This is a genomic window from Paraflavitalea pollutisoli, assembly GCF_029360705.1.
GTDB classification, from domain to species: domain Bacteria; phylum Bacteroidota; class Bacteroidia; order Chitinophagales; family Chitinophagaceae; genus Paraflavitalea; species Paraflavitalea pollutisoli.
Genome location: NZ_JARKMX010000004.1, coordinates 271,248 through 293,901 on the forward strand (window position 1 = coordinate 271,248; position 22,654 = coordinate 293,901).

The window sequence follows — 22,654 nt, forward strand, 5'->3', positions numbered from 1 at the left end:
AGTTTACTATATGCAGGAAACAACCCACTAATCACATAAAAAAACCGGTCTGCGTGAACAGTCCGGTCATGGCGCCTTTCAGTATCTCACCACCGAAAGCTGCCCGTTTAAACACACCGTCCAGTAAAGAACAGTATTATTTAAGTATAAAGTTATGCAAAAAGCTATACTACGTATTTTTTGTTTTACGCTAGGCCTCTTTGTCCTCAGCATCACGGCCCTTCGGGCGCAGGATATCAGCCGCATCATTCAGTTGCCGCAGCAGGATATGACCGGCGCGGCCGTTATTTCCCTGATCGAAAAAAACAATCCGCTGCAGTTTACTTATGGCGCCACCGTCAGTGACCGCCTGAAAAACACGGTACATTTTTCCGATACCCGCATTTCTATCAAACAGGCACTCGATGTATTGCAGCAAGCTGCGCACATTACGCACAGCATCAATGGGAGCGGGGCTGTTATTCTCAAACCTGCTCTTGTATCGACCAACAACAAACCCGCAGCATCGGCTCCCAAAGATCCGGGTAAGGTGACGGGCAAAATTATCGATGAAGCCGATGGTCAGCCCGTCGTCAACGCGAGCATCCGTATCGGCGATAAATCCATCGTGGCCAATGTCGATGGAACGTTTACCATTTCTTTACCCAAGGGAAATTATGAGGCTGAAATATCGGCCGTCGGATATGGTAAAAAAGTTGTCACGGGCATCGAAGTGAAAGACAATGGCTCTTTTCAACTCGATGTAGCCCTCAAAAGAGAAAAAGGACAGCTGTCGGCTGTAGTGGTCAGAAGTACGGCCCGCAAAGAGGGCGTTGCTGCGTTGATGGTACGTCAGAAAATGACGGCCGAGATCTCCAATGGTATTTCTTCCGAGCAGATCGCTGCCACCCCCGATAAGAACGTGGGAGAGGTGCTCAAGCGCATCTCCGGTGTCAGCACCAACGATAACCGGCGGGTAGTGATCCGCGGTATCGCCGAGCGTTACAATGTGGCCATGCTCGATGGCGTTACGCTGCCCAGCACCGATGTACAGGTGCGTGAATTCGAGTTCGACATCATTCCCAGTAACCTCATCGACAACATCATCGTATCGAAAGGGTATACGCCCGATATGAGCTTTGGTTTTGGAGGTGGCCTGGTGCAGATCAATACGCTGGCTGTGCCTTCCCGGAATTTTACGACCATTAATGCGGGCAGCAAATACAACGACAATAGTACCGGAAAAGAATTTCTCGGCTACGGTCGCGGCAAGTATGACTACCTGGGCATCGACGACGGTCAACGTAAAGACCGTTTTCCCAAGGACCTTTTCTACTTCGATATGGATCGCTACAATCCCCGCAACCCATATGTCAGCCCGGTGCCTCCCGGATCATCGCTTACCCCCATTACGGTAGACATGATCGCAGAGCAGAATAAAAAGATCGGTGGTACGGAGCGGCTGGGAACGCGTATCTACACCGCGCGTCCTGGTCAGAACTACCAGTTCAGCCTGGGTAGAAGTTACGATATCGGCAAAAGCCGTTTGGGGTTTGTAGGGTCCATCAGTTACCGAAACGAACAGGCGATCGACGATATCCTCCATTTCGAAAGAGGTAGTTGGTCCAAAAATGGCAACAACAGCTACGACGCCATCACGGGTAAAGAGAACCAGGAAACTGGTGCCAGGCAATACAACTTCATCACGACCTGGGCTGCCCTGGTGAATGGCGGATGGCAAACAGCCAATCACAAGATCATCACCCGCAACTTCTATTCCCGCAGCTTTCAAAACAGGTTTTTCCGCGTCAAGGGCTGGGGCAATGATATCGGCTATGGCGAAGATCCTGCCGTGTTGGAGAATGATAGTCCAAAGTTTATCGAACTGCTGCAGAACAAACTGACTGGTGAACACAAGCTCGGTCATTTCCAGATCGACTGGAACCTGGCCCGCAACAAGGTGTCGAACCATGAAAATGATGCCGTAGAAGCCTGGGCCGGACCGGTAAAAACGGCCAATGCGACGGTGTATAGCTATGCTCCCAACAGTGTGACCGACCCTGGTGTAGGCGCCCTGAACCGCGCACAATACCTTTATGATGAAGACAACCTCATGGCAGATATAGCGCTCAGCTATCATTTTAAAATTGCTTCCTGGAATCAAAAGTTCAAAACAGGTTACCAGTTTCTCGAACGTCATGGTAACTACGATTGGAATATACTGCCCATCGGAACATTGAATGGCACGCGCTACGGGGGCATTCCCATTCACCAGTGGGGGCAATTCCTGGAGTTCAAAGATCCGATGAACGATATCTATTATTATCCCGGCAGTTTTTCGCTGAGTCGTTACGAAGGTAAAAATACCAATGAGGCTTTCTTTGGCATGATGGACAACCGCATCGCCAAATGGATACGCCTTGTTTACGGCCTGCGTATCGAGTCGTATGTGTATGAGGAGATCACAGATGGCGTGAGCAAACTCATCAACCAGATCGATCAGCAGGCGGAAGAAAAAAGAAGGTATGTCGATCCGGTGACCGGTGAATTGGTACACAAATACCTCGACGCGGCTACGGAAGAAAAGAAATGGCGTTACCTGCCATCGGTGAACCTGACCGTCACCCCGCTTGAGAATTTCAATATCCGTGCTTCCTATGCACAATCGGTGGTAAGGCCCTCACTCATCGAGAATTCCGGATTCTCCCGCCTCAATCCAACCATTGGTCGTATCCAGCACAATATTGGTGTGCTGTCTACGGTCATCGATCACTATGATTCGAAACTCGAATGGTATCCCGGTGCAGGTGAAGTGATCTCGGTGGGTTATTTCTACAAATATTTCAAGAACCCGGTGGAGCTGTACCTGGATGTTACGAATTCCAGCCAGAGTGTGGATGCGCTTACGGGTAACTCTGATTGGGCGAAGGTTCATGGCTTTGAGTTTGACCTGCGCAAGAGCCTTGGGTTTGCAGCACCTGGTTTCAAACCGCTGGAGAACCTTGTCTTAACGGCCAATCTTACCCTGCAAAAATCACAGGTGCAGGCAAGCCGGTTCAATTATACCAGTTTTGGCGAGTCCCCTTACGATAAAAGCGGTTTGAGCTATTCTTACCGTGAGAAGATCCTGCTGAAAGAAAAACGTCCTTTGTATGGCCAGGTACCGGTATTGTACAACCTGGGATTGCTTTATACGACAGACCGGTTGAGTCTCAATGCCGTCTTTAACCACATGGGCTATAAAACCTTTACCGTAGGCATGATGCCCGAATATGTAGAGTACGAGCGCCCGCGTGATCAGCTGGATGCACAGATAGCCTATTCCTTCCTCAAAGACAAGTCACTGAAGGTGAAGCTGAACATGACCAACCTGCTTGACAATGCACACCGTTTTTATGTGAATGGCAACCTGACGTACAAAGAAAGGAAGGGAGTGCTCTATGGTACCGTAGAATGGGGTGACCGCTACGAATGGAAGTATGGATTCTCCGAGAAATATGAAGAAGGCTATTACGAGGAATCCGAAGATGGTAAAACCAAGACCCGTATCGGCGATACCGACACTTTTGTGCGTAAAGTGGGGCGTTCGTTCAGCCTTACTGTTTCTTACACTTTTTGATCACCGGATTTAAAACGACATACATGAAGTTTCTTTCTATAGGATTTGCAGCCATACTGCTGCTCTCACTATTGACAGGTTGCGATAAAAATGACAATTTCCTGGAGAAACAGGAAGCCTTTGCGATCGTTACCAGTGGATTCAATGGCAGTACCAACCCATTGGAGATCATTGTCGATACCGCTACGTTGCAAAGCCCGATTGATCCGGGCTACCCATTCAAGCGTACGGATAAATATACGTTTGGCGAAGGACAAGACAGCGTAAAGCTGGTCATTAAGGAAAAAGCAACTGGTGTACCCGTGTACGAAAGGTTCGTGAGACGTGGGGAATACAGCGTCTCGATAGAATTGATCTATGTGAATGGCAAGCTGATCAGCAAACCCCTTGCGCCGGCGAACAACCCGGCTGGGTTTAGGCTATCCTGTTACCTGTTCCTGCCGATTATGACCGGTTATTCGGGCGACATCGATGCGGTCTATTACAAAAAATATGAGGTGGTGAAGAATGGTCAGTTGGTGATTGTTAAAAAAGATGAATTAGCCCGGATGACAGTAAAACCCTGGCAGTTTTCCGAATTCTTCAAAATGCCCAGCTTTCCAGGCGGCAATCAGGTCATTGATGGTGAGCGGTATATCGTCAACCCGCTGATCCTGTTTTACAAGGCAGGTACTGATACACCTTATCTGGAAGGTCTTGGCTTTACGACCAGTCCCTATGCCAACATTCCCTTGTCGTACAATTCGGTACCCGACATATTGGGCGTAACGGAATTCGGCACGCCGGGAACTGCTTATATCGAGAACTACCAGTCTGTCAAATTCTAAACAACAACAAAAGCAACCATCGTTTTATGAACAACAGCTATATAAAAGGATTCGTGATGGCCGCACTCACCCTGCTATCACTGGTATCCTGTAATAAAGATGTGGAGACTGATAAGGCTATTACTGTAGCTATCCATGGCTATAATATCGGTGATGATCAGCTGGAGGTGTCGGTAGATACGGCTGTCTATACAGACATGTTGCTACGTGCCAACGAGCAGATCGGTTTCAGTGCCGTGTATCCTTATTTTGCCGGCAAAAAAGACGCTACCCTCCGCGTGAAGAACAAAGAGACGGGTAAAGAATTATTTTCACAAACCATGTCGCTGGAAACGGGCAAGCTGGAGTTCTACTACAACCTGCTGCATATCGATGGCAAACTGGTAGAAGTAAAGGAGCCTGCAGTGGATACGTCCACGAATAAGCTGGGGTTTTATATTCATTATCCCACCAGCAACGAACCGATCGATATCATCCTGTACAATACGAATACGGGCGCCATGGCCTACCTGGCTGAAAAAGTGATGCCGGGCACGATGACCTATGTCGACTACCTGCCGCAGCCCGGGTTGACCGATAAGAACGTCATTGAGGCTTCACTGGTATATTTTACCAAGGCGGGCACCTTCGATTGGGCATTCAATGACAATGAGTACAATAGCCAATCCTATGGCCATGGCATGTATATACCACACCGGTTTTACAACCTGGGTAAGGTGCAGTCGTATTTCATGACCCCATCGCCCTCGGGGTATGGTGTAGATGTGGCCCGGTTGTTTCCTAATAACAAGTTATACTAGGCATTTTTCCCGTTCTATATTGAGTAGTTGCCGGCACAGGTAAGGACCTGGCCGGTATTTTTTTAACTGATAGGCATATGTTCAAGCAATGCTGGCAACTCGCAACAAGCCGATGGCGGTTATTTGTGGAAGCCCATATTGTACGGGAAGATCCGTATGATTCTGACATGGATTTGGGGTTTCGTCAGGCTTTACTGACGACCATCCTCAATTCGACTACAAACTCCCCCGATTAGCCTACTTCTGCCTGACGGCCCATGCTGAATTTTGTGGTATCAAAAAAAACAAACAGTATGGCAAATCAACAGCATAGTAAAATATGGTTCATTACCGGGGCTTCCCGCGGTTTTGGACGCGTATGGGCCGAGGCAGCCCTCGAACGCGGTGACCTGGTGGCGGCAACAGCCCGGAAGGTGGATAGCCTGGCCGCCCTCAAAGATAAGTATGGCGATCAGGTATTGATCCTCGAATTGGATGTAACGAAACCGGGGCAGGCGCAAGCCGCAGTAAACCAGGCGCATACCCATTTCGGGCGGTTGGATATTGTGCTGAACAATGCGGGATATTCGCTGGTCGGCACCATCGAAGAAGCCAGCCTGGAGGAGGTGAAGGCCATGTATGAAACGAACATTTTCGGCGCCCTGGCTGTTGTTCAGGCGGCCCTGCCTTTGCTGCGCGCACAGGGCTATGGCCATATTCTGGGCACCTCCAGCAACCTGGGGCATGTGACCTTACCGGTGATCGGTTACTACGCTTCGTCGAAATGGGCCTTTGAGGCGATCCATGAAAGCCTGGCCCTGGAAGTAGCGCCTTTCGGCATCAAAGTGACCATCATCGAACCGGGTGCCTACGCCACGGAGTTTGGCAGTGAGCATTCCCTGAAGTTCGCCGCGGGCATGGACATTTATACGGATTACAAAAACCAGTTCTTTGGTCAATTGAAAGAGCTGAAAAGAGGTGATCCGCAAGCCACTCCGGCAGCCCTCTTTCAGGTGGTTGATGCCGCCCATCCGCCACTGCGCATCCACCTGGGCAGCGAAAACCTGGCCTGGGTAAAAGGCGTCTATGCAGAGCGGATGGCACTGTGGGAAAAATGGGATGACGTGGCACAGTCTGCCCAGTCATTATCTCAATAAGTGTGATCAACAGCCGGCCATCAACCTGGTGGTCGGTTATGTTTAAATCGTGGACGCATGAAAAAAGAAGAAAATTCCTTACAGCGCTTTGAAACCCTTTCCGATGCGCACCGGGCTTTTGGCCTGCCACAGCCCAAACACCCGTTGATCAGTTTGCTGCATGGAGCGCCTTCCTGGGCAGATGTCGCTCAGCCGTCGCATCAGCATGTGTTGGGGTTCTATAAAATGTCGTATAAGCCGAAGTTGGGTGGTAAGCTGAAATACGGTCAGGGTTATTATGATTTCGATGAAGGTGGATTGTTGTTTGCTGCGCCCGGACAGGTGATCGGTGTCGCAGAAAACGAAGGGGCCATCTGTTCCGAATATACCTTGCTGGTACACCCGGATTTCCTGTTGGGGTATCCACTTGCTGGTAAGATCGGTGAGTATGGATTCTTTTCTTATGCCACCCATGAAACCCTGCACCTGTCGGAAGAAGAGAAGACGATCATCATGTCGGTATTCAGCATCATGGAGCAGGAGTTGAATGGCCGCATCGATGAATTGAGCCAGGATGTGGTGATCTCGCAGATCGAGTTGTTGCTGAGTTATGCCAACCGATTCTACAAACGCCAGTTCATAACCCGTAAATTGGTGAATCATGATCTGCTGCAAAAGCTGGAAGGTCTGCTTTCGGATTATTTTAGTGGGGAAGAAAGGATTGACAAAAGGTACCCCCACCGTGCAATACCTGGCTGATGAACTGCATATGTCGCCCAGCTACCTCAGCGATATGCTCCGCACCCTTACCGGCCAAAATGCACAACAGCATATTCACGACAAACTGATCGAGCGGGCCAAAGAGCAGCTGTCAACAACGCGCTTATCCGTGGGCGAGATCGCCTATGCCCTGGGCTTCGAGCATCCACAGTCTTTCAGTAAGCTGTTCAAGACCAAAACCAACCTATCGCCCCTGGTGTTCAGGCGGAGTTTTAATTAAAGTTTACGTATTTTCTCCTATCGTCATCGTGGAGGTTTATACGCATCAGAAAAAGGCTTCCACTTATCTTTCTGTGTTACCTGGTGTGAGCCTGGTGACGGTTTCATGATGACCTTCAATAGCACCAGCCAGATAAAAGGAATCAACCAGGTCATGATGAGGTGAAACCATTTCACCGGCTTCGAAAACAAGGGAGATCGCAGCAACGGTTTGATAAACCTGGCCGTGTAAATGATGTAAACGAGCAAGGCTGCCAGGCCAGTTGTATATCCAATGACTGCTTTGTACATAGTGGTAGTTGGTGTTGCTGCCTCTAAAATAGCAGTTCTGAAGTGGTTTGTCAATAGGGAATGCCTTTGAAAGGTTGCCGCTACCATGAAATGTACAACAGAAGGCGGGGGCGGGCCATGGCCTACCTATACGCAAAAAAGCTAACTTGCGGTACTACCCATTATTTACTGTCTATCCATCGATCACCCGTTTTAATAACCAGGATGATGTACCGCTTATGCTTTGTATTGCTGCTTTTGGGAACCGCCTGGCAACTAACTGCTGTGGCGCAGGACCAACGGCAGACCGTGTCGCGTTTGCTGGCGAGATTGCCGCACGCCAGTACACCGGTCATGAAGGTGGACATCCTCAATGAGATCGCCTATGTCTACGAGAGTCGGGGAGCCTACCGCAACCGGGACAGTGCTATTGTTTACAGCCGGCAGGCCCTCGCCCTTAGCAAAAAGACCGGGTATAGCAAGGGTTACTGGCGGGCACTCGATATTTGCTACGACAGTTATGCCATTTACGGTAACTACACCGAAAGTTTCCGGCTGATCGAAAACTTCGTGGATACCCATGTCGTGCAAATGTTGTTCAGTTCGGGGGTCGTGTTTAAAAACAGCATCTGGCGCACACCTGATATCGATTCGGCCCTTATCTTTTACCGAAAGGCACTGGCCATTAGCGAAAAGGTAGGGTCGACCAAATGGATACAGGCCAGTCACCGCCATATCTTTCGTTGTTATATGGAGGCTGGCGATACACTGACCGCACTACGCGAGATCAGGCTGTTTGCCGGTAAAAATAAACCCGCCGATGTGGCCAGGGTATGGACCTCCATGGGTAGAACGCTGAGCGAGACTACCAGCCTGCATTCCTTCAAACTCACTTGCCACCAAAACGCCATCCGCCTGTACCGCCAACTGAACGATCAAAAACAGGTGGGTGAAAATCTGCTCTGGATGGCGGATAGCTATTTGCTGGCTGGTAATACTTCTCTTGCCGAGCAATACTACCTGCAGGCATTTCCCTTGCTGAAGCAGACTGGAAGCGCCGAGGTGATGCAGGCCGCTTTAAAATTGCATGATTACTATTTTCAGCAAGGCGACCTCGAGAAGGCCCTGTATTACTCCTTTGAAGTAAAGAAAGGTGGTGAAAAATATCCCGATGACAGGCTGGATCATGTATTCCTGTACCAGGGCGATGCCGGTGTATTGCCGGGACGGCTGGACAACAACACGGAAGGCGATCTGTATGTCACTCACCTCAAACAGGAGGCAAAACGTATGGTGATAGGTGGCAAGGCGCGGGAAGCGCTTCAAATGATCCTGCAAGAATACAACCGGTTAAACGTTACTGACGATTACTGCCAGATGGAATATGCGGAAGCCCTGGGGAACTGTTATGCGGCCCTGGGAGATTATGCTGAAGCAGAAAAATGCTATGCCAGGATGATGCGCTATTCGCGGTTGCTGACTGCCCCTTTCTCCGCGTCGGCCCCTTTTACGATCGGTAAATTTTACTACGATACCCGGCAATACGGGAAAGCTGCCCCCTACCTGGAAGAATACCTGCAATCTCCCCGCATGTTCACCGCCATTACAGGTATTGGACAAGCACACCTGATGTTGTCACACATCGATTCTTCCCGCGCAGCCTATGCGTCCGCCCTGCGTCACCTGCAACTGCATAAACAGATCAATGATTCCATCTTTTCCGCTTTACGCACCCGCCAGGTAGCCGAGCTGCAGGTGTTGCACGATATGGACAAGAAGGACCAGGACCTGCGCTTACAACACAAAGACATCGAGCTGCTGATGCAGGAAAAGCAGTTGCAGCAGTCGCTGACCGATCAGAAAACAAAAGACCTGCAACTAAAACAACAGCATATTGACCTGCTGCGGCATGAAGCTGATCTGGCGCAGGCCATCGCCAGCAGGCAACTACAGGACCTGCAGCAGAAAGAAAAAGAGTTGAAACTGCAGCAGGAGAATATCGGACTGCTAGAAAGCCGTGATCAGCTGCAACGCAAGCAATTGCGGCAAGCAAACTTCCTTAAAACCATGACGATCGGCGGCATCGTGCTCTTGCTTATTATCGTGGGGCTGCTGTACAACCAATATCGTATCAAGCAGCGCAACAACCAGGCGATCAGTAGTCGTAATGACCAGCTCAATGGATTGCTCCAGGAAAAGGAATGGCTGCTCAAAGAAGTGCATCACCGGGTAAAGAACAACCTGCAGGTGGTGGTCAGCCTGTTGCAATCGCAGTCGGTGTATCTGCAGGATGAAGCGCTCGACGCGGTACACAATAGTCAACACCGGGTACAGGCCATGGCGCTCATACACCAGAAGCTGTACCAGGCCGATAATGTGACGACCATTCAAATGAATACCTATATTCCGGAGTTGGTTCAATACCTGCAGGATAGCTTTGTATCACGTACGCGGATCCGGTTCGATATTGAAGTAGCGCCCGTAGCGATGGATGTAACGCTGGCTATTCCACTCGGCCTCATCATCAACGAGGCCGTCACCAATGTATTCAAACACGCTTTCACCGGCCGCGACCGTGGCCAGGTGGCCATCTCTTTACAACCGCTTCACGACCAGCAATGGGAGCTGCGGATATCCGACAATGGAATAGGGATGGCGGCCAATGAGGCTGCTGTACGACCCGCTTCGCTCGGTATGAGCCTGATGCAGGGCCTATGTCGCGATTTCAATGGCACCTGTACCATCGACAGCTACCATGGTACCCATATTCGTGTGGTATTTGCACGTCCGGTATTTCAGCCTGCTGAGCGTGGGTCCGTCGGTGTTTAGCCAGGTATTGAATGACGGCAACGCTGGTTACTTCCAAAACCCGGCTGCCCTTTAATCCCAATCGTTTTTGGGGCCCTCTTTCCGCCTGATCTCCGTTTTCCCAAACTTGCGGGGATAATAGGAGAAGGTCAGCAGAAAATACTGTTGCAAGCCATTCGAGATCCGCGTGGTGGTACCATAAGAATACACACTGTTGGTGATATTCTGGTATTTCTTTAAGAGATCCATCGCCGAGAACTTAAGCTCTCCTTGTTGCTGCATGAATCGATAAGTGGCAAAGGAGTTCCAGAGTATGAACGGTTTGTCCAGGTTGCTGTTGGTGACTCGTTCAGCCGTGCTGCTGAAGGTCAGGTTGTTGGTCGCATTCACCGTGATGCCCAGCCTCGAAACGCCATTGTTGTTCGTAAAAGCATTTAACCCGGGAGCGGTTGGCTTTGATTTGTTTCGCTGCAACACCTGTTCGGCACTGAAGACATACTTCGAACCCAACATGAAAAACAGTTTGAAGGTATTCGACAGGGTGTTGGTGGTACTGGTATTGCTGATGCCATCGATGTAGTTGGGTTGCTCCCTGAAGTTGAAGTTACCATTGTACATTAACTGGAGCGTGTTGGTGCCAAATTTCCGGGAGATGTTGAAATTGTAGCTCAGGTTCGCATTGCGTGAATGGTCGGCATTGACAAAATAGGTGATCCGTTTACCACTGGTATCATTGATCGTGCTGTCGGTGACGGGGTTTTTGGAGGTGTTGTAGTTGCCGCTCAGGCCGGCGTTGAAGGAATAAGGTGATTTTCTGTTTTGTGTACTGAAATTACTGTTCAGACCTATCGAATGGTTGACATTGTTGCGCAGGAAAGGATTACCAACCTGAATATTGTAGGCGTCGATGTCGTCTACGATCGTGTATAACCGGTCGATGGAGGGATACCCGTATGTTTTTGAGATGAACAGACTGGCGTTTCCCTGGTATTTCTGCCATTCGGATTTGTTATAACCAAGCCATCCCGAATATCGTAAAAAGCTAAAGTTTCGATCCAGGTTTCGTTGGGTGATCGATGAGCTGTTTTTGTCGATTTTAAAGTCATTCATCAGGGAGAAGGACATGGTTATACTGCGATAGCCGGTTTCCGTGTTTTTGCTGAACCATTTCATCAACGAGAGGGAAGGGGTGTATTCGATCAACTCGCGCCTGTTGTAGTTCGATAGTTTTTCGTTGATGTTGCGCTTTTTAATGGTAGTATCGTAGTCGGATACTGCAGCTTCGTCGGTGTTGCGGTCGTAATTGAACGATTGGTCCAGGCTGAGGTTGAAACCAAACAGGTTGTGCCGGCCCATCAGCAGTCTTTTAAAGCCGGCATAACTGAGCTCGGCATTGAAGGCGATCCGTTCGCTCTGGTTGTTGTATAGGCGGTCGAGGAAAGTGTTGTTACCGGCAGCGGTCATGGATCGGAAATCGCTGATCGTGTTTCTTTCCGACGATGATTGGTCGCGGGAGGCATTGACCCGGGCATTGAAATTTTGGGCAGGTGCATCGTTATTGCTTTTGGCAAAGGACATCCTGACGGATTGATTGTCGGAGCGGTTGCTGCCTGAACTACTAACCCGGTTGGTACTTTGCAATTGATTGGCAGAATCCCGCACTTCGGTAAATCGTTGGGAGTTGCTGCTTCCGTTGCGGGTATTGAACGACCCGTTGATGCTGAAATTATCGTTATAACTATTGGTCTTCACATATTGAAGCCCGACATCGTGATTGTCCGACCGGTTGTTCGATTGCCCTTCGTCGTGGATGAACTGTGGTTTTTCCACCGTCGTTCTGGTTTGGAAGGAGTTGTCGGTGACGAAGGCATTGACGCCCGATTTGTTGTAATTAAGGGTGATTCGGTCATTTTGCCGGCTATTCGACGACTCGATGAAGTTGTGTACCAGCACACCGCCAAAGCTGTGGTTCTTGTTGATGCCATTGGTGCCGAACCGGCCTACATTGTTCAGGTTAGGATTGGAATTGCGGTAGGTGTTGTTTTGAAACATCTCCTGCAGGTTGCCGATGCTCTTGTTGATGTTGTTGATGCCTCCGCCGATACCTACGCTGCTCGTCTTGTTGTACATCTGCATCGAAAAATCGCCTTCAAAACGGTCACGCGTACCATATCCCACACCCGCTTTTCCGAAATAGCCTTTCTTAGCGCTTTCTTTCAGTTTCAGGTTCATGGTGAGTAGCGAATCCTGCGGTTGTCCCTGCGCTTGTCCCGGCTGTCCGATCTTGCTACGGTCGAATTCCTGGTAAAGCTGTATTTTTTCGATGGCTGCTTTGGGCAGGTTTTGCGTAGCCACCCGCGTATCCGTCGATCCCATGAAAGGTTTTCCGTCTACCAGGAGATTGGATACCTGTTTACCATTGACGGTGATGGAGCCATCGGCCCAAACGACGATACCGCTTACCTGGTTCAACATTTCCTCTACTACAGCATCGCCTTTCATCTTAAAGGCAGCCGGATTGATCTCGAGGGTATCTCCATTCATTTTGATGGGGATAGCGGCCGTAACGATCACCGCATCGCTGCTGTTCAACGATAGCAACACGTTCAGGGTATCCGTACGGGCCGAATCCTGTTGAATCGTAGTATGAAACAATCCATAACCCGTATAGGTGATGTTGACCAGCAATTTTTTTCGGAGTGGTAATTTCTCAAAGGAGAATTGACCTTCCTTGTCGGATAGTTTGTAAGCGATCACCGACGAATCTGGTCCCAATATGGTGATCGTGGCCAGTTCGAGTGGTGTTTTACTGGTGCTATCCATGACGGAGCCGGTAATTTTACCGGATTGGCTATAGGTCAGGATGGATAGGGCGAGCAAGAAACAGGTAAGGGTTAGCGGCTTCACGGCTAGTTTTTAAATTTGAATTCGATGATGATAGGGGAAGTGGCGGGCGGATTGCTTTTGATGAACTTTTCCAGCTCGGGGGGAATGGCCACGTCTTTGTGTTTTTCAAAATAGCTGATCAGGTCGCCGGCCTTTTGTGTTTTATAGAATTGGTCTTTATTCCGGGTAAGACCAAAATCGGAGAGCAAGGATAAATTATATTGGCTGCTATCCCCTTTGATGTTTTTGGCTTTGTGCGTGACCTGCGTTTGCTTCTGGTAAATGTATGCTTCCCAGTTATACAGGTAAGCTACCATGAAATACAGGAACCGGTCATTTTCATACATGGGATGTATCGCGTGGAGCAGCATCCCGTTGTTGCGTCTGAAATTATCTTTCTCCGTCTTGTTCTTGAAAGGTTTGGTAAAAAAACTCTGGGGCAAGCTGTTTTCCAGCGGCAACACGACCTGGTAATAGGGGGTGATGCTGTCGTGCACCATTTTGTAAATAATATCGCTGTAAGGGCGCGTAATATAGTTGATATAGGGGGTGTCCGTTCTGCCGATGCTGATACTTTCCGGTTGATATTGATATTTTAACTCATTGATCCGGTTGTAGGGCCAAAATCCTTTGATGAACTTATTGTCGCGGTATAGCTTGTACTCGTAATCGAGGCTATCGGTAAAGAGTTCACTCGTTTTGATCACCCCTGCGGCATAGATATCATCGTAAAAGTGATAAGCGCGGATGATATCTTTTTGTTCCGGTTTTTCCTTTTTGATGGCAAAGGTGGAGTCATTCAGATCGATCGAATATTTTTTAAAGTACTTTTTGTTTTTGGGACTGCTCCAGTCCATTTCAATTTTGATCTGGTCTTTGGGCGTAAGGGCATAGGTGCTGTTGTAGCCAAAAAAAATGAGCTGGTTGGTGCGCAGGTCATAAGCGGGATACAAGTCGCCTGCGAGCTTCTTATAGCTGATTTTCTTGATATACCGGCCTTGTTTGTCGTACAGTACTAGTTCCTTTGCCTGGTAGTTGCGGATCATGAAATAATCCCGGGTCACTTCTACATTGCTGTATTGGGTGAACTGTGCATCCGGTGTTACTTCCAGGGGAATGAAACGCACGGAGTCGATAAATTTGGATTGTTTCTCGCTACCGGCCGCTTTGGGATGGAGGTAGATCTTCTGGACCTGTGATTGGGTGGATAGAGCGATGCTCAGGCTACAAGCGATCAGGAAAAGGCCACGAATACAATTCATCTTAAGGGTTAGTTGGTCACCCAAAAGTATAGTTGTAAATGTTAAGGCCCTCTTAATACTTTACTTGCGGCGTTATTTCAGGATGGCGTATCGTATGGTATAAAATCCTGTTGGTTCAGATGTGAGTTGATTGCGGTAATAATTGATAATTTGAACCTTGATAAACTGACCGGTGCTGGTCTTCACGATGATCACGCGATCGGGAATAGGATTGATAGAATGGTCCTGCATGTCGTACAGGTACCAGCCATTACCACTGCCCTGGGGAATGGCTTTTTGATCACCATCGGCTTTGTAACCCGATACAGGCGCGGTGTTGAGTTGGTCGAAGGATGCAGTGACGAGTTGTGCAGAATCCTTTTTGGATCCGCTGGTGCCACTGTTGATCAGTATGGTGGTTTTGTGAAAGGCGATATTCCAATCTCCATACTGACTCACCGCCTTACCTTCCACGAGGTTGATATAAGCCGGTTTTTCACTGCCATCGATATTGGCAAGTCGTTTCACCTCCTGCGCAGTGGCTGGTACAGCGATGAGGACGATAAAAACAGTAACGATGGTTTGGGCTATTGCGAAAAATATTTTGTTCATGATCGTGGGTTATGGTGTACCGAAGGGGTTCGGATGCCGGCAAAAGTGCAGCTTACTTTTTTCCCGGACGGGAAAAACGCTTGCGCAAAGCGGAAAAAGGGGAAGCCAGTTGCTGCGCCAGTTTTGGGCGACAGAGCCGGGCTATCGACAAAAAAAAGACGGGGACCGGCAGGGCCCCGTCGAATAATTTGTAAAATGAATGAACGCTTATTCGTATTTGAACCATACCGTAGCCTGGCAGTCTTTGTCGGCCCTGGCCCTTACCCAACGGGCGCTGTATCCTGCGGGGAAAACATGCGTAACAGTCTTGCCGGCCGGGATGGTAAATTGCCCGTAGGTCTGCCAGCCGTTGAGGTCTACATCAACTTCGAGGGTGATGTTGACGGTTTTGTCGGCCTGGATGGTCACCGTTTTTTTATCGTAACCCGTCATGAGGAAGGGAAGAGAAGCTGCTCCAGCTTTTACTGCGCTGTTTTTCCATACGCCCCCTTCGCCACGCGGTTTGCCCAATGCCCACAGGTCATCGATGGCGCCAAACCACAGGCCATTACCGTCGTTCGAAAAATAATGTCCATCGTTGGTAGCGCCTGTTTGGGTACCACTTAACACCAGCAGTCCGCGCCAGGTACAAAAGTCCATGATCTTTTTGTTATGCGTGGTCACGGGACGCATGGCCTTGTAACCTGCTTCGCGGCCCACCTCATAAAAAGTACCGTGGGCATTCAGCATCAACCGCTCCGATTCCAGCTCGCGCCGGCCGCGGGGCCATTGGCCGGCCATCGGACGGTCGAAGGCGGCATGTCCTTTTGGTAAGCGGAAGGTGCCTGTTTTATCGTGCACGATCACGGAGGCGTCGTCGAGGTCGAAATCTTTTTGCAGGGCAAGTATCCGTTGCATGGCAGCTGTGCTGTCGGCTGCTGGCTGTATAAAACCAATGTCCTCCTGCACTTCCTGGTAACCGGTGCCAGGCGTTGTCAACGACAATACCTGCAGGTTGGTATTGTGGGCTGCGGGACGGATAAGGCTGGCGGCAAACGGGCGTTGATCGCTGGCATCGGCGAGGCTGGCAAATAGGGGTGCTGCTTTCGAAGCTTGTGGAGCACCTACCCAATACAGGTAGGCAGTAGCCACACAGCTTTTGTTGCTGGTAAAGCGGATCCAGTTGGCGCGGAAGCTGGCAGGTAATACCTCGAACGCATAGCCACCCGCACCCACTGTGATCGTCTTGTATTTAGTCCACTGGTTGTTACCCGCTTTGTCTATTTCTACCGTAAAGGTGACAGGTGATGGTTGGTTGTGCACCAGGTGCAGTACTTTTTGCTGCGGGCCATTGACGAGGAAAGCATCAGATGGTTCGTTAGCTTGTACCGTATCGTTGACCCAGGGGCCTCCCCAGGCATGGGGCGTGCCCCATTGTTTCAATTGCTCGTATTGACCAAACCACAGGTTGGACTGTGAACGACCGGCCATGGGGTTTTCCAGCATCGTCGTTTCATCGGTCGCCAACACCAGCTGGCCATTCCAGTACGTGAAATCCGGAATATACCGCAGGTGGGTGCTGATGGGGGCAATGCCCGCGCTGTTGGTGCGGGTAAAGGTTTTGGGGAAGTCGTATAACATGCCGTGCATGTCCATCATCAACTGGCCGTTGCCGATCTCGCGGATGCGTGGCCATTCCGTATACCAGCCACCCCGGTGATCGTAAGTTTGAGTAGCCTTCGGCAACCGGTACGTGTACCATTGCCCGTTATCGAGCAGTTTGAGGATGACGGATCGACGGTCCCAGCCAATGGCCCACAAGGGGCTTTTGTTGTCGGGTGCCCCATAAATACCACCCGGGCCGGTTACATCGGTAAATTGCTTCCGCTCGATGATGTTCCAGGCGGTGCCATTCCAACTGGCCAATACACCCATCTCCTCGGGTGTAGCAGGTTGCAGGGAGCCGGCTTTAAGGTCGCCGGGCATTACTTTGTGGGCCGCTACTTCTCCGTTATTGGCCACTACAAACTGATCTTGTGAGGTATATGCCCCTTTGCCATGCCAGCCCGGTACGGGTTTGTTGAAGAGTTTGGTGGACTGCAGGGTATGCACATCTACTTCATACACCATGCCCTCCATATCGTAGAAATATACTTTGTTGGCTGGATCGGTCAGGTGCCTGGCGGTGGCCGTCATACGACCCGGCATTTGTGTAAAGGGAATGACCCTTACGTTGCCAATACTGTCGATAAAATAGCTGCTGGTGATCAGCTGGTTCGATTCGCGGTGGACCATCCGGTTGGCGGGGGTGCCGCCGATACTCTCCGGGTGCACAGTCAGCCGCAGGTCTTTGGTGATGCTGTATAATTTGTCCGAGCTGCCCATGGGGCAGTGGGGCGAGTAGGTCACCATCCACAACTGGTTGGCCCAGCCCACCACGGCGCCGATGCCACCTTCAAATCCATCACTCTTTTTGTTAAACTGACCATTGATATCGCCACAGCCAGCGGTGTTCTTATCGTTGAAGAGGGCGAGGTGTGGGTACACGCCGCTGATCTGTAAAGGGCGGCGGGTAGTATCGGATGCTGGTGTGCTGGCCGGTTGTTGCTGGGCGGTAGCTGGCCACGCCAGGCTGGTCAGGGTGATGCTTATCCATAAACTGCGCTGCAGGGTCTTTTTGCTCATGCGTGTAGGTTCAATTGTTAAGATATAGGGTACGGACGGTATTCGTTGGATTAATAATTGGGATTTTGGGTCATATTCGTATTAACACGCCGTTCGCTGGCGGGTATGGGCCACAGGTATTGTTTAGTCTTGTCGAAGCGACGCTCGAGGATCAATTTGATATCGCTGCCAAAATTGGTGTAGTCGGCCACGCCATCTTCATCGATCTCCGGTGTAGCGGCAAAAGGCCATTTGGCGGCATCTACACGCGGTGCGGCGGCCCGTGGATCGGGTAGTCCCATGACGGGCCGGGTCAATGCCTTTTCTGCCAATTGCCAGCGAATGAGGTCCATATAACGTAGCCCTTCCAACACAAATTCCACCCTTCTTTCGCGGCGCACGAGTTTTTTCAGTTCGGCAGCAGTCATCGCTGCCGTAGCAGCGGGATAGCTGGCGGTAGCCGTATGGGCAACGCCGTAAGCGCGTGCCCGTACCCGGTTGATGGCTTCCAGTACGCGCGCATTCGTTTCTCCCAGCTCGATACTGGCTTCTGCAAAAGTCAGGTACATTTCCGCGAGGCGGTAGAGAATGGCGTCGTTGTCTTCTACCAGGCGGTCGGCCCAGGATTGATCGATGCCTTTCTTCCAAAGGAATCCTGTAAAGCTGGCAAAAGCCGCCACCGAGCGGGTATCGACATTGCTCACCATCCGGCTGTTCTTGTAGCTCCATACTGTCGTGGAGTCGGGGTGTGGCTGATACGAAAAGCCCAGCCAGGGCGTACCAAATTCTACGATCGACATCGCCATCCGCGGGTCCCGTTGCTGGAAGGGTTTGTTGCGGTTGTACAGGGGCGATTCATCGATGGGTTTGCCGTCGATGCATTCGTAGGCGTTGACGATATCGAATGAAGGGAAATAGGCTCCGTATCCACCGGCGGTACGACTCATGAATTCTTTTACCCAGCCTTCGGCCGCACTGAATACTTTTTGCTTTTCATCCCGCGGGGTAGACCAGATGATCTCTTTGGATAATTCACCTTCTTTAACGAACAGTTGCTGATAGTTGGCGTGCAGGGCATAGACTCCGCTCCCTGCCAGCTGGATCACCGAATCGGCGGCTGCTTTGGCCATGGCCCAGTTTTCTGTATACAGGGCAGTGCGCGCTTTGATGGCAAAAGCCAAGCCCTTCGTGACGCGCCGGATGGAGGCTGAAGTATAAGACGCAGGCAGGTTGGCGGCGGCATAGTCCAGCTCGGAAAATATAAAGGGAATGATCTCCGCCTTGGGTGTGCGGGCAATCTCGTACGATTCTTCCAATGGCTTAGGTCCGGTCAGGAACGGTACATCACCAAAATGCGTGACGAGCCGATAGTACTGATACGCACGGATGAGGCGCATTTCAGCTTCCAGCCGGGCGATAACGCTGGCAGGCGTGTTGGCAGCTGCTTTGTCTTTGTTGACCAGGAAACTGTTCACGCGCGCAATGGCCTTGTAGCTGTTGAGCCAGTAGGTGCGCACGGCAGCGTCTTCCGAATTCATGTTGCCACTGATCACGGAGTTGCCGTTCTGCCGGTAGATATTGTTGTCGCCGAAGAACTCGTTGTCGTTGCTCCAGAAATCACCGCGGTACAGGTCATTGACCGCCAGCTCCAGCTGGGCCTGGTTGGCATAGAATCCCGCTGAGGTGGGATTGGAAGGATCGGAGAGGTCGAGCTTTTTGCAGGCAGGCACCAGGGCTGCCACACAAAGTCCGTATAATAGGTTGCGCATGGTTGTCATGTTTGTGTTGATGGAGATCAGAACCGGATGCTGGCGCCTGCCATCAGGGTTCTTACAATGGGGTAAGTGAAGTTGTTGGATTCGGGATCGAGGAATTTCGGGAATTTGCTCAGGCTGAACAGGTCATTGCCCGCTACATACAAACGGATCGCCTGGATCTTTGCTTTGGCGGTGAGTGCTACTGGTAGCGTATACCCGATGGTGAGGTTCTTGACCCGGAAATACCCCCCGTTGATGAGCCAGTGATCCGACAAGGTATAATTGTTGTTGTTCGTGGTGAGGTTGGTCGACAGGCGGGGATACACGGCGGCGAGGTTCTGCGCTTCCGAATTATTACGGCTGTAGAATTTGCCGACGATGCCGGTTGGCACATTTCCGAAAGCAGAGAGGAATGGCATGATCGCTTCGCTGTTGAGCCGGGTGAGTACCTTGCCCACCCCTTGAAAAGTGAGTGCCACATCGAAGCCCCCATATTCAGCACGCAGGTTGCCACCATATATCCAGCGGGGTAGGGAGCCGCCGAGAATCTCCCGATCGTCGGGCGTGATCTTGCCATCGGGTTTGCCATCGGGACCACTGATATCGCGGTATTTGCTGTCGCCCACTTTGGTGTTGTTGCCGTTGAGCGGGGTAGGACCGGCAGCGATCTCGGCAGCTGTCTGATAAAAGCCTTCGAAGCGGTAGCCATACCAGGCAGCATATTCGGCCCCTTTTTGAATAAGTTGGTCGCCGAGGGTTTGTGTGCCACGCAGGTCGCCTACTACCGAGCGCGCGTCAGAGAGGTTGGCGGCTACAGAATACCTGAGCTTGCCGATCCGGTCTCTCCAACCAAGTTCTGCTTCCCAGCCTTTCACGGTCATATTGCCCGCGTTCTGGAAAGGCCGGTCGTAGCCGATGTACAGGGGGATATCCAGTTGCAGCAGGATATCGGTGGTGGCTTTCCGGTAGTACTCGCCGGTCAGTGTTAACCGGTTATCGAGGAAGGCGGCATCGACACCGATATTGCTGGTGGTCGTGGTTTCCCAGGTGATGTTCTCGACATTCAATACCTGCTGGCCGAGGCCAGGTTGTGGTACCACAACACCATTCTGGTAAAACAGGGCGCTGCTGAAATTGAGTAGGGCCTGGTAAGCATAGTTGTCGATGCGTTCATTACCGGCCTGCCCCCAGCTGCCGCGCAGCTTCAGGAAAGAGAGCCACTGGGCGCGCTGCAGGAATTTTTCTTCCGATACCGTCCAGCCGGCAGATACCGACGGAAACCAGGCATTGCGGTATTGCGGGGCAAAGCGGGAAGACTGATCAAGCCGCAGGTTACCCTGTATATAATATTTGCCCTGGTAATTGTATTGCAGCCGGCCAAAGGTGGAGTGCAGTCCCAGGTCGCTCGCCCCTCCATAACTTTCCATGATCTCGCGGGTGCCGGCACTCAGGTAGGGAAAGTCGAGCAGGGGAAAGCCGGTGCGCATACCTGTCATCGATTCCGACTTACGGTAGATCTCTTCATACCCCACCATTATATCCACGGCATGGTCGCCAAACGTTTTGTTGTAGTTGGCCAGCAGTTGTCCATCCATCCATAGGTTTTCGATGCGCGTTTCCGTGAGGATGGCTTGTGGGGTACTGTTGGCATAGACGACGCGGGCGGGGTCTGCCTTATCGTAGTAGCGGATGGGTTTTACGAAGTGTTTGGTTTTGTCCCAGTCGAAGGTGGGCGATACCTGTGCCGTAATGGTGAGGCCGGCGATGGGTTTCAGTTGCAGCCCAATGCGACCCAGGAGCTGGTTGTATTTGTTCAGGCTCGTTCCGCCTTCGCGCAGCTGGGCGATGGGATTGAGGCCGTCTTTGCCAGGGGCGTAGCGGCCATCATCATAGTAGTCATCGTACCAGGCCGGAAAGATGCGGGCATCATAGATGGGGCCGTAAGCGGGTACATCGCTGTTGGTAAGGCGATAGGCGAGATCGATATTGGCGGAGAGGAGGCGGCTGATCTGCAGGTCGTTGTTGACCCGGAACTGAAAGCGTTCGTATTGGTAGTTGTCATAGAAAGCACCAGTCTTATTGTATCCCAGCGAAGCCTTCGTCTTTAGTTTTTCGGACCCACCGGTGAATACGAGGTCGTGCCGTTGGCGGGGTGCCTTCCGGTGCGTGAAGATCGTTTTTTGCCAGTTGGTATTGGGAAACTTATCGGGGTTTGCGCGGTTGCTGTCGAGGTAACTGTTGATGAAATCATCGGAATAAAAATTGGTGCCGCCATCGTTGATGCGTTGTTCATTGAAATAGCGGAAATAATCCTGGATGCCCACATATTCCGGCTGGGCCGTGGCCTGCTGCACCCCGTATTCATAGTTGTAATCGAGGTTGCTGACGCCTGCTTTGCCTCTTTTGGTGGTAATCACGATGACGCCCGAAGCGCCCTGCGAGCCGTAGATGGCGGCGGAGGCGGCATCTTTCAATACCGTGAGTGATTCCACATCATTGGGGTTGACGAGATCGATGCTGTTGGCCGGCACCCCATCGATGATGATGAGGGGAGCGGTGCTGTTGAGTGACGTGATGCCCCGGATGCGGATGGTAGCACCACCGCCGGGAGTGGAGCTGCCGCGGGTGACGGTGACACCTGCCACGCTGCCTTGCAGGGCTTCCGATACCTGGGTGGTTTGGCGGCCGCCGACGTCTTTGGCGCCGATCGTGGCTACGGCGCCGGTGAGGTCACGTTTTTTCTGGGTACCATAACCAACGACCACGACATCGTCGAGGTTTTTCTCTGCCCGGGCGAGTGACACGGTAAAGGGCCCTTCGCCCGTCACGGCCAGGGAATAGGTCAGGTAGTTGACCAGGGATAGGTTGAGTAGCCTGGTGTTGGCAGGCACGTTCAGCACAAATTTCCCGGAGTCGTTGGTAGTGGTGCCCAGGTTTGATTGGGCAACGGTAATGCTGACCCCAGCCAACGGTTGATGGGTGGCGGCATCGGTCACCGTACCGCTGACCGTGCGGGTCTGGGCCCTGGATATACTGGCCAGCATAAGCAGGACAATCGTTAGTAATGGCAATCTCAATCGCATACAATAAGCAGTGTT

The 22,654-nt window shown here is 51.1% G+C and carries 14 protein-coding genes; 7 read left to right on the forward strand and 7 right to left on the reverse strand.

The genetic code is table 11. The annotated features are described in order from the left end of the window. Positions 1-154: 154 nt before the first annotated feature. The 6 genes from P2W70_RS10920 (at position 155) to P2W70_RS34385 (ending at position 7,340) form a co-directional block, all read left to right on the forward strand. Positions 155-3,598 carry a TonB-dependent receptor domain-containing protein gene (locus P2W70_RS10920; protein WP_276481490.1) on the forward strand — a complete coding sequence of 1,148 codons (3,444 nt, stop codon included), beginning with the start codon at positions 155-157 and terminating at the stop codon, positions 3,596-3,598. A 23-nt stretch (positions 3,599-3,621) separates the two neighbouring features. Continuing rightward, on the forward strand, positions 3,622-4,425 hold the full coding sequence (locus P2W70_RS10925) for a hypothetical protein (RefSeq protein WP_276481491.1): 804 nt from the start codon (positions 3,622-3,624) through the stop codon (positions 4,423-4,425). A 26-nt stretch (positions 4,426-4,451) separates the two neighbouring features. Beyond that, the gene (locus P2W70_RS10930; RefSeq protein ID WP_276481492.1) at positions 4,452-5,225 is read left to right on the forward strand and encodes a hypothetical protein; all 774 of its coding nucleotides are present in this window, start codon (positions 4,452-4,454) and stop codon (positions 5,223-5,225) included. Positions 5,226-5,518: 293 nt separating this feature from the next. After that, entirely contained in the window at positions 5,519-6,361 is an 843-nt protein-coding gene (locus P2W70_RS10935) for an SDR family NAD(P)-dependent oxidoreductase (protein ID WP_276481493.1), read from the forward strand. Between the two features lie 57 nt (positions 6,362-6,418). Then, a complete protein-coding gene (locus tag P2W70_RS10940; protein WP_338119828.1) occupies positions 6,419-7,099 on the forward strand; it encodes an AraC family transcriptional regulator in 681 nt (226 codons plus the stop codon). Then, positions 7,083-7,340, forward strand: a complete 258-nt coding sequence (locus P2W70_RS34385) for a helix-turn-helix transcriptional regulator (RefSeq protein ID WP_338119829.1) — start codon at positions 7,083-7,085, stop codon at positions 7,338-7,340. Before P2W70_RS10940 ends, P2W70_RS34385 begins: the two co-directional genes overlap by 17 nt. 23 nt (positions 7,341-7,363) lie before the next feature. On the opposite strand, the gene P2W70_RS10945 is transcribed toward P2W70_RS34385, so the two are convergent. Continuing rightward, complete coding sequence (locus tag P2W70_RS10945; protein ID WP_276481494.1) at positions 7,364-7,630, reverse strand: hypothetical protein; 267 nt, start codon at positions 7,628-7,630, stop codon at positions 7,364-7,366. Positions 7,631-7,834: 204 nt separating this feature from the next. On the opposite strand from P2W70_RS10945, the gene P2W70_RS10950 reads away from it, so the two are divergent. Next, positions 7,835-10,438 carry a histidine kinase dimerization/phosphoacceptor domain -containing protein gene (locus tag P2W70_RS10950; RefSeq protein WP_276481495.1) on the forward strand — a complete coding sequence of 868 codons (2,604 nt, stop codon included), beginning with the start codon at positions 7,835-7,837 and terminating at the stop codon, positions 10,436-10,438. A 51-nt stretch (positions 10,439-10,489) separates the two neighbouring features. Here P2W70_RS10950 and P2W70_RS10955 read toward each other — a convergent pair whose 3' ends face one another. From P2W70_RS10955 to P2W70_RS10980, 6 genes are all read right to left on the reverse strand, one after another. Beyond that, positions 10,490-13,324 (reverse strand): carboxypeptidase regulatory-like domain-containing protein, encoded by a 2,835-nt coding sequence (locus P2W70_RS10955; protein WP_276481496.1) that lies wholly within the window; start codon positions 13,322-13,324, stop codon positions 10,490-10,492. Between the two features lie 2 nt (positions 13,325-13,326). Further along, entirely contained in the window at positions 13,327-14,565 is a 1,239-nt protein-coding gene (locus P2W70_RS10960; protein WP_276481497.1) for a 6-bladed beta-propeller, read from the reverse strand. Between the two features lie 72 nt (positions 14,566-14,637). Then, entirely contained in the window at positions 14,638-15,156 is a 519-nt protein-coding gene (locus P2W70_RS10965) for an HmuY family protein (RefSeq protein ID WP_276481498.1), read from the reverse strand. 207 nt (positions 15,157-15,363) lie between these two features. Beyond that, positions 15,364-17,820 carry a hypothetical protein gene (locus tag P2W70_RS10970; RefSeq protein ID WP_276481499.1) on the reverse strand — a complete coding sequence of 819 codons (2,457 nt, stop codon included), beginning with the start codon at positions 17,818-17,820 and terminating at the stop codon, positions 15,364-15,366. Positions 17,821-17,870: 50 nt separating this feature from the next. Further along, positions 17,871-19,568: a RagB/SusD family nutrient uptake outer membrane protein gene (locus P2W70_RS10975; protein WP_276481500.1), complete on the reverse strand. Its 1,698-nt coding sequence runs from the start codon at positions 19,566-19,568 to the stop codon at positions 17,871-17,873. Positions 19,569-19,594: 26 nt separating this feature from the next. Further along, entirely contained in the window at positions 19,595-22,639 is a 3,045-nt protein-coding gene (locus tag P2W70_RS10980) for a SusC/RagA family TonB-linked outer membrane protein (protein ID WP_276481501.1), read from the reverse strand. Positions 22,640-22,654: the final 15 nt, after the last annotated feature.

Bases quoted from the DNA above. Each gene is read 5' to 3' on its own strand.
- P2W70_RS10920 (WP_276481490.1), top strand. From the start codon at position 155: ATGCAAAAAGCTATACTACGTATTTTTTGTTTTACGCTAGGCCTCTTT.
- P2W70_RS10925 (WP_276481491.1), top strand. From the start codon at position 3,622: ATGAAGTTTCTTTCTATAGGATTTGCAGCCATACTGCTGCTCTCACTA.
- P2W70_RS10930 (WP_276481492.1), top strand. From the start codon at position 4,452: ATGAACAACAGCTATATAAAAGGATTCGTGATGGCCGCACTCACCCTG.
- P2W70_RS10935 (WP_276481493.1), top strand. From the start codon at position 5,519: ATGGCAAATCAACAGCATAGTAAAATATGGTTCATTACCGGGGCTTCC.
- P2W70_RS10940 (WP_338119828.1), top strand. From the start codon at position 6,419: ATGAAAAAAGAAGAAAATTCCTTACAGCGCTTTGAAACCCTTTCCGAT.
- P2W70_RS10945 (WP_276481494.1), bottom strand. From the start codon at position 7,630: ATGTACAAAGCAGTCATTGGATATACAACTGGCCTGGCAGCCTTGCTC.
- P2W70_RS10950 (WP_276481495.1), top strand. From the start codon at position 7,835: ATGATGTACCGCTTATGCTTTGTATTGCTGCTTTTGGGAACCGCCTGG.
- P2W70_RS10960 (WP_276481497.1), bottom strand. From the start codon at position 14,565: ATGAATTGTATTCGTGGCCTTTTCCTGATCGCTTGTAGCCTGAGCATC.
- P2W70_RS10965 (WP_276481498.1), bottom strand. From the start codon at position 15,156: ATGAACAAAATATTTTTCGCAATAGCCCAAACCATCGTTACTGTTTTT.
- P2W70_RS10970 (WP_276481499.1), bottom strand. From the start codon at position 17,820: ATGAGCAAAAAGACCCTGCAGCGCAGTTTATGGATAAGCATCACCCTG.
- P2W70_RS10975 (WP_276481500.1), bottom strand. From the start codon at position 19,568: ATGCGCAACCTATTATACGGACTTTGTGTGGCAGCCCTGGTGCCTGCC.
- P2W70_RS10980 (WP_276481501.1), bottom strand. From the start codon at position 22,639: ATGCGATTGAGATTGCCATTACTAACGATTGTCCTGCTTATGCTGGCC.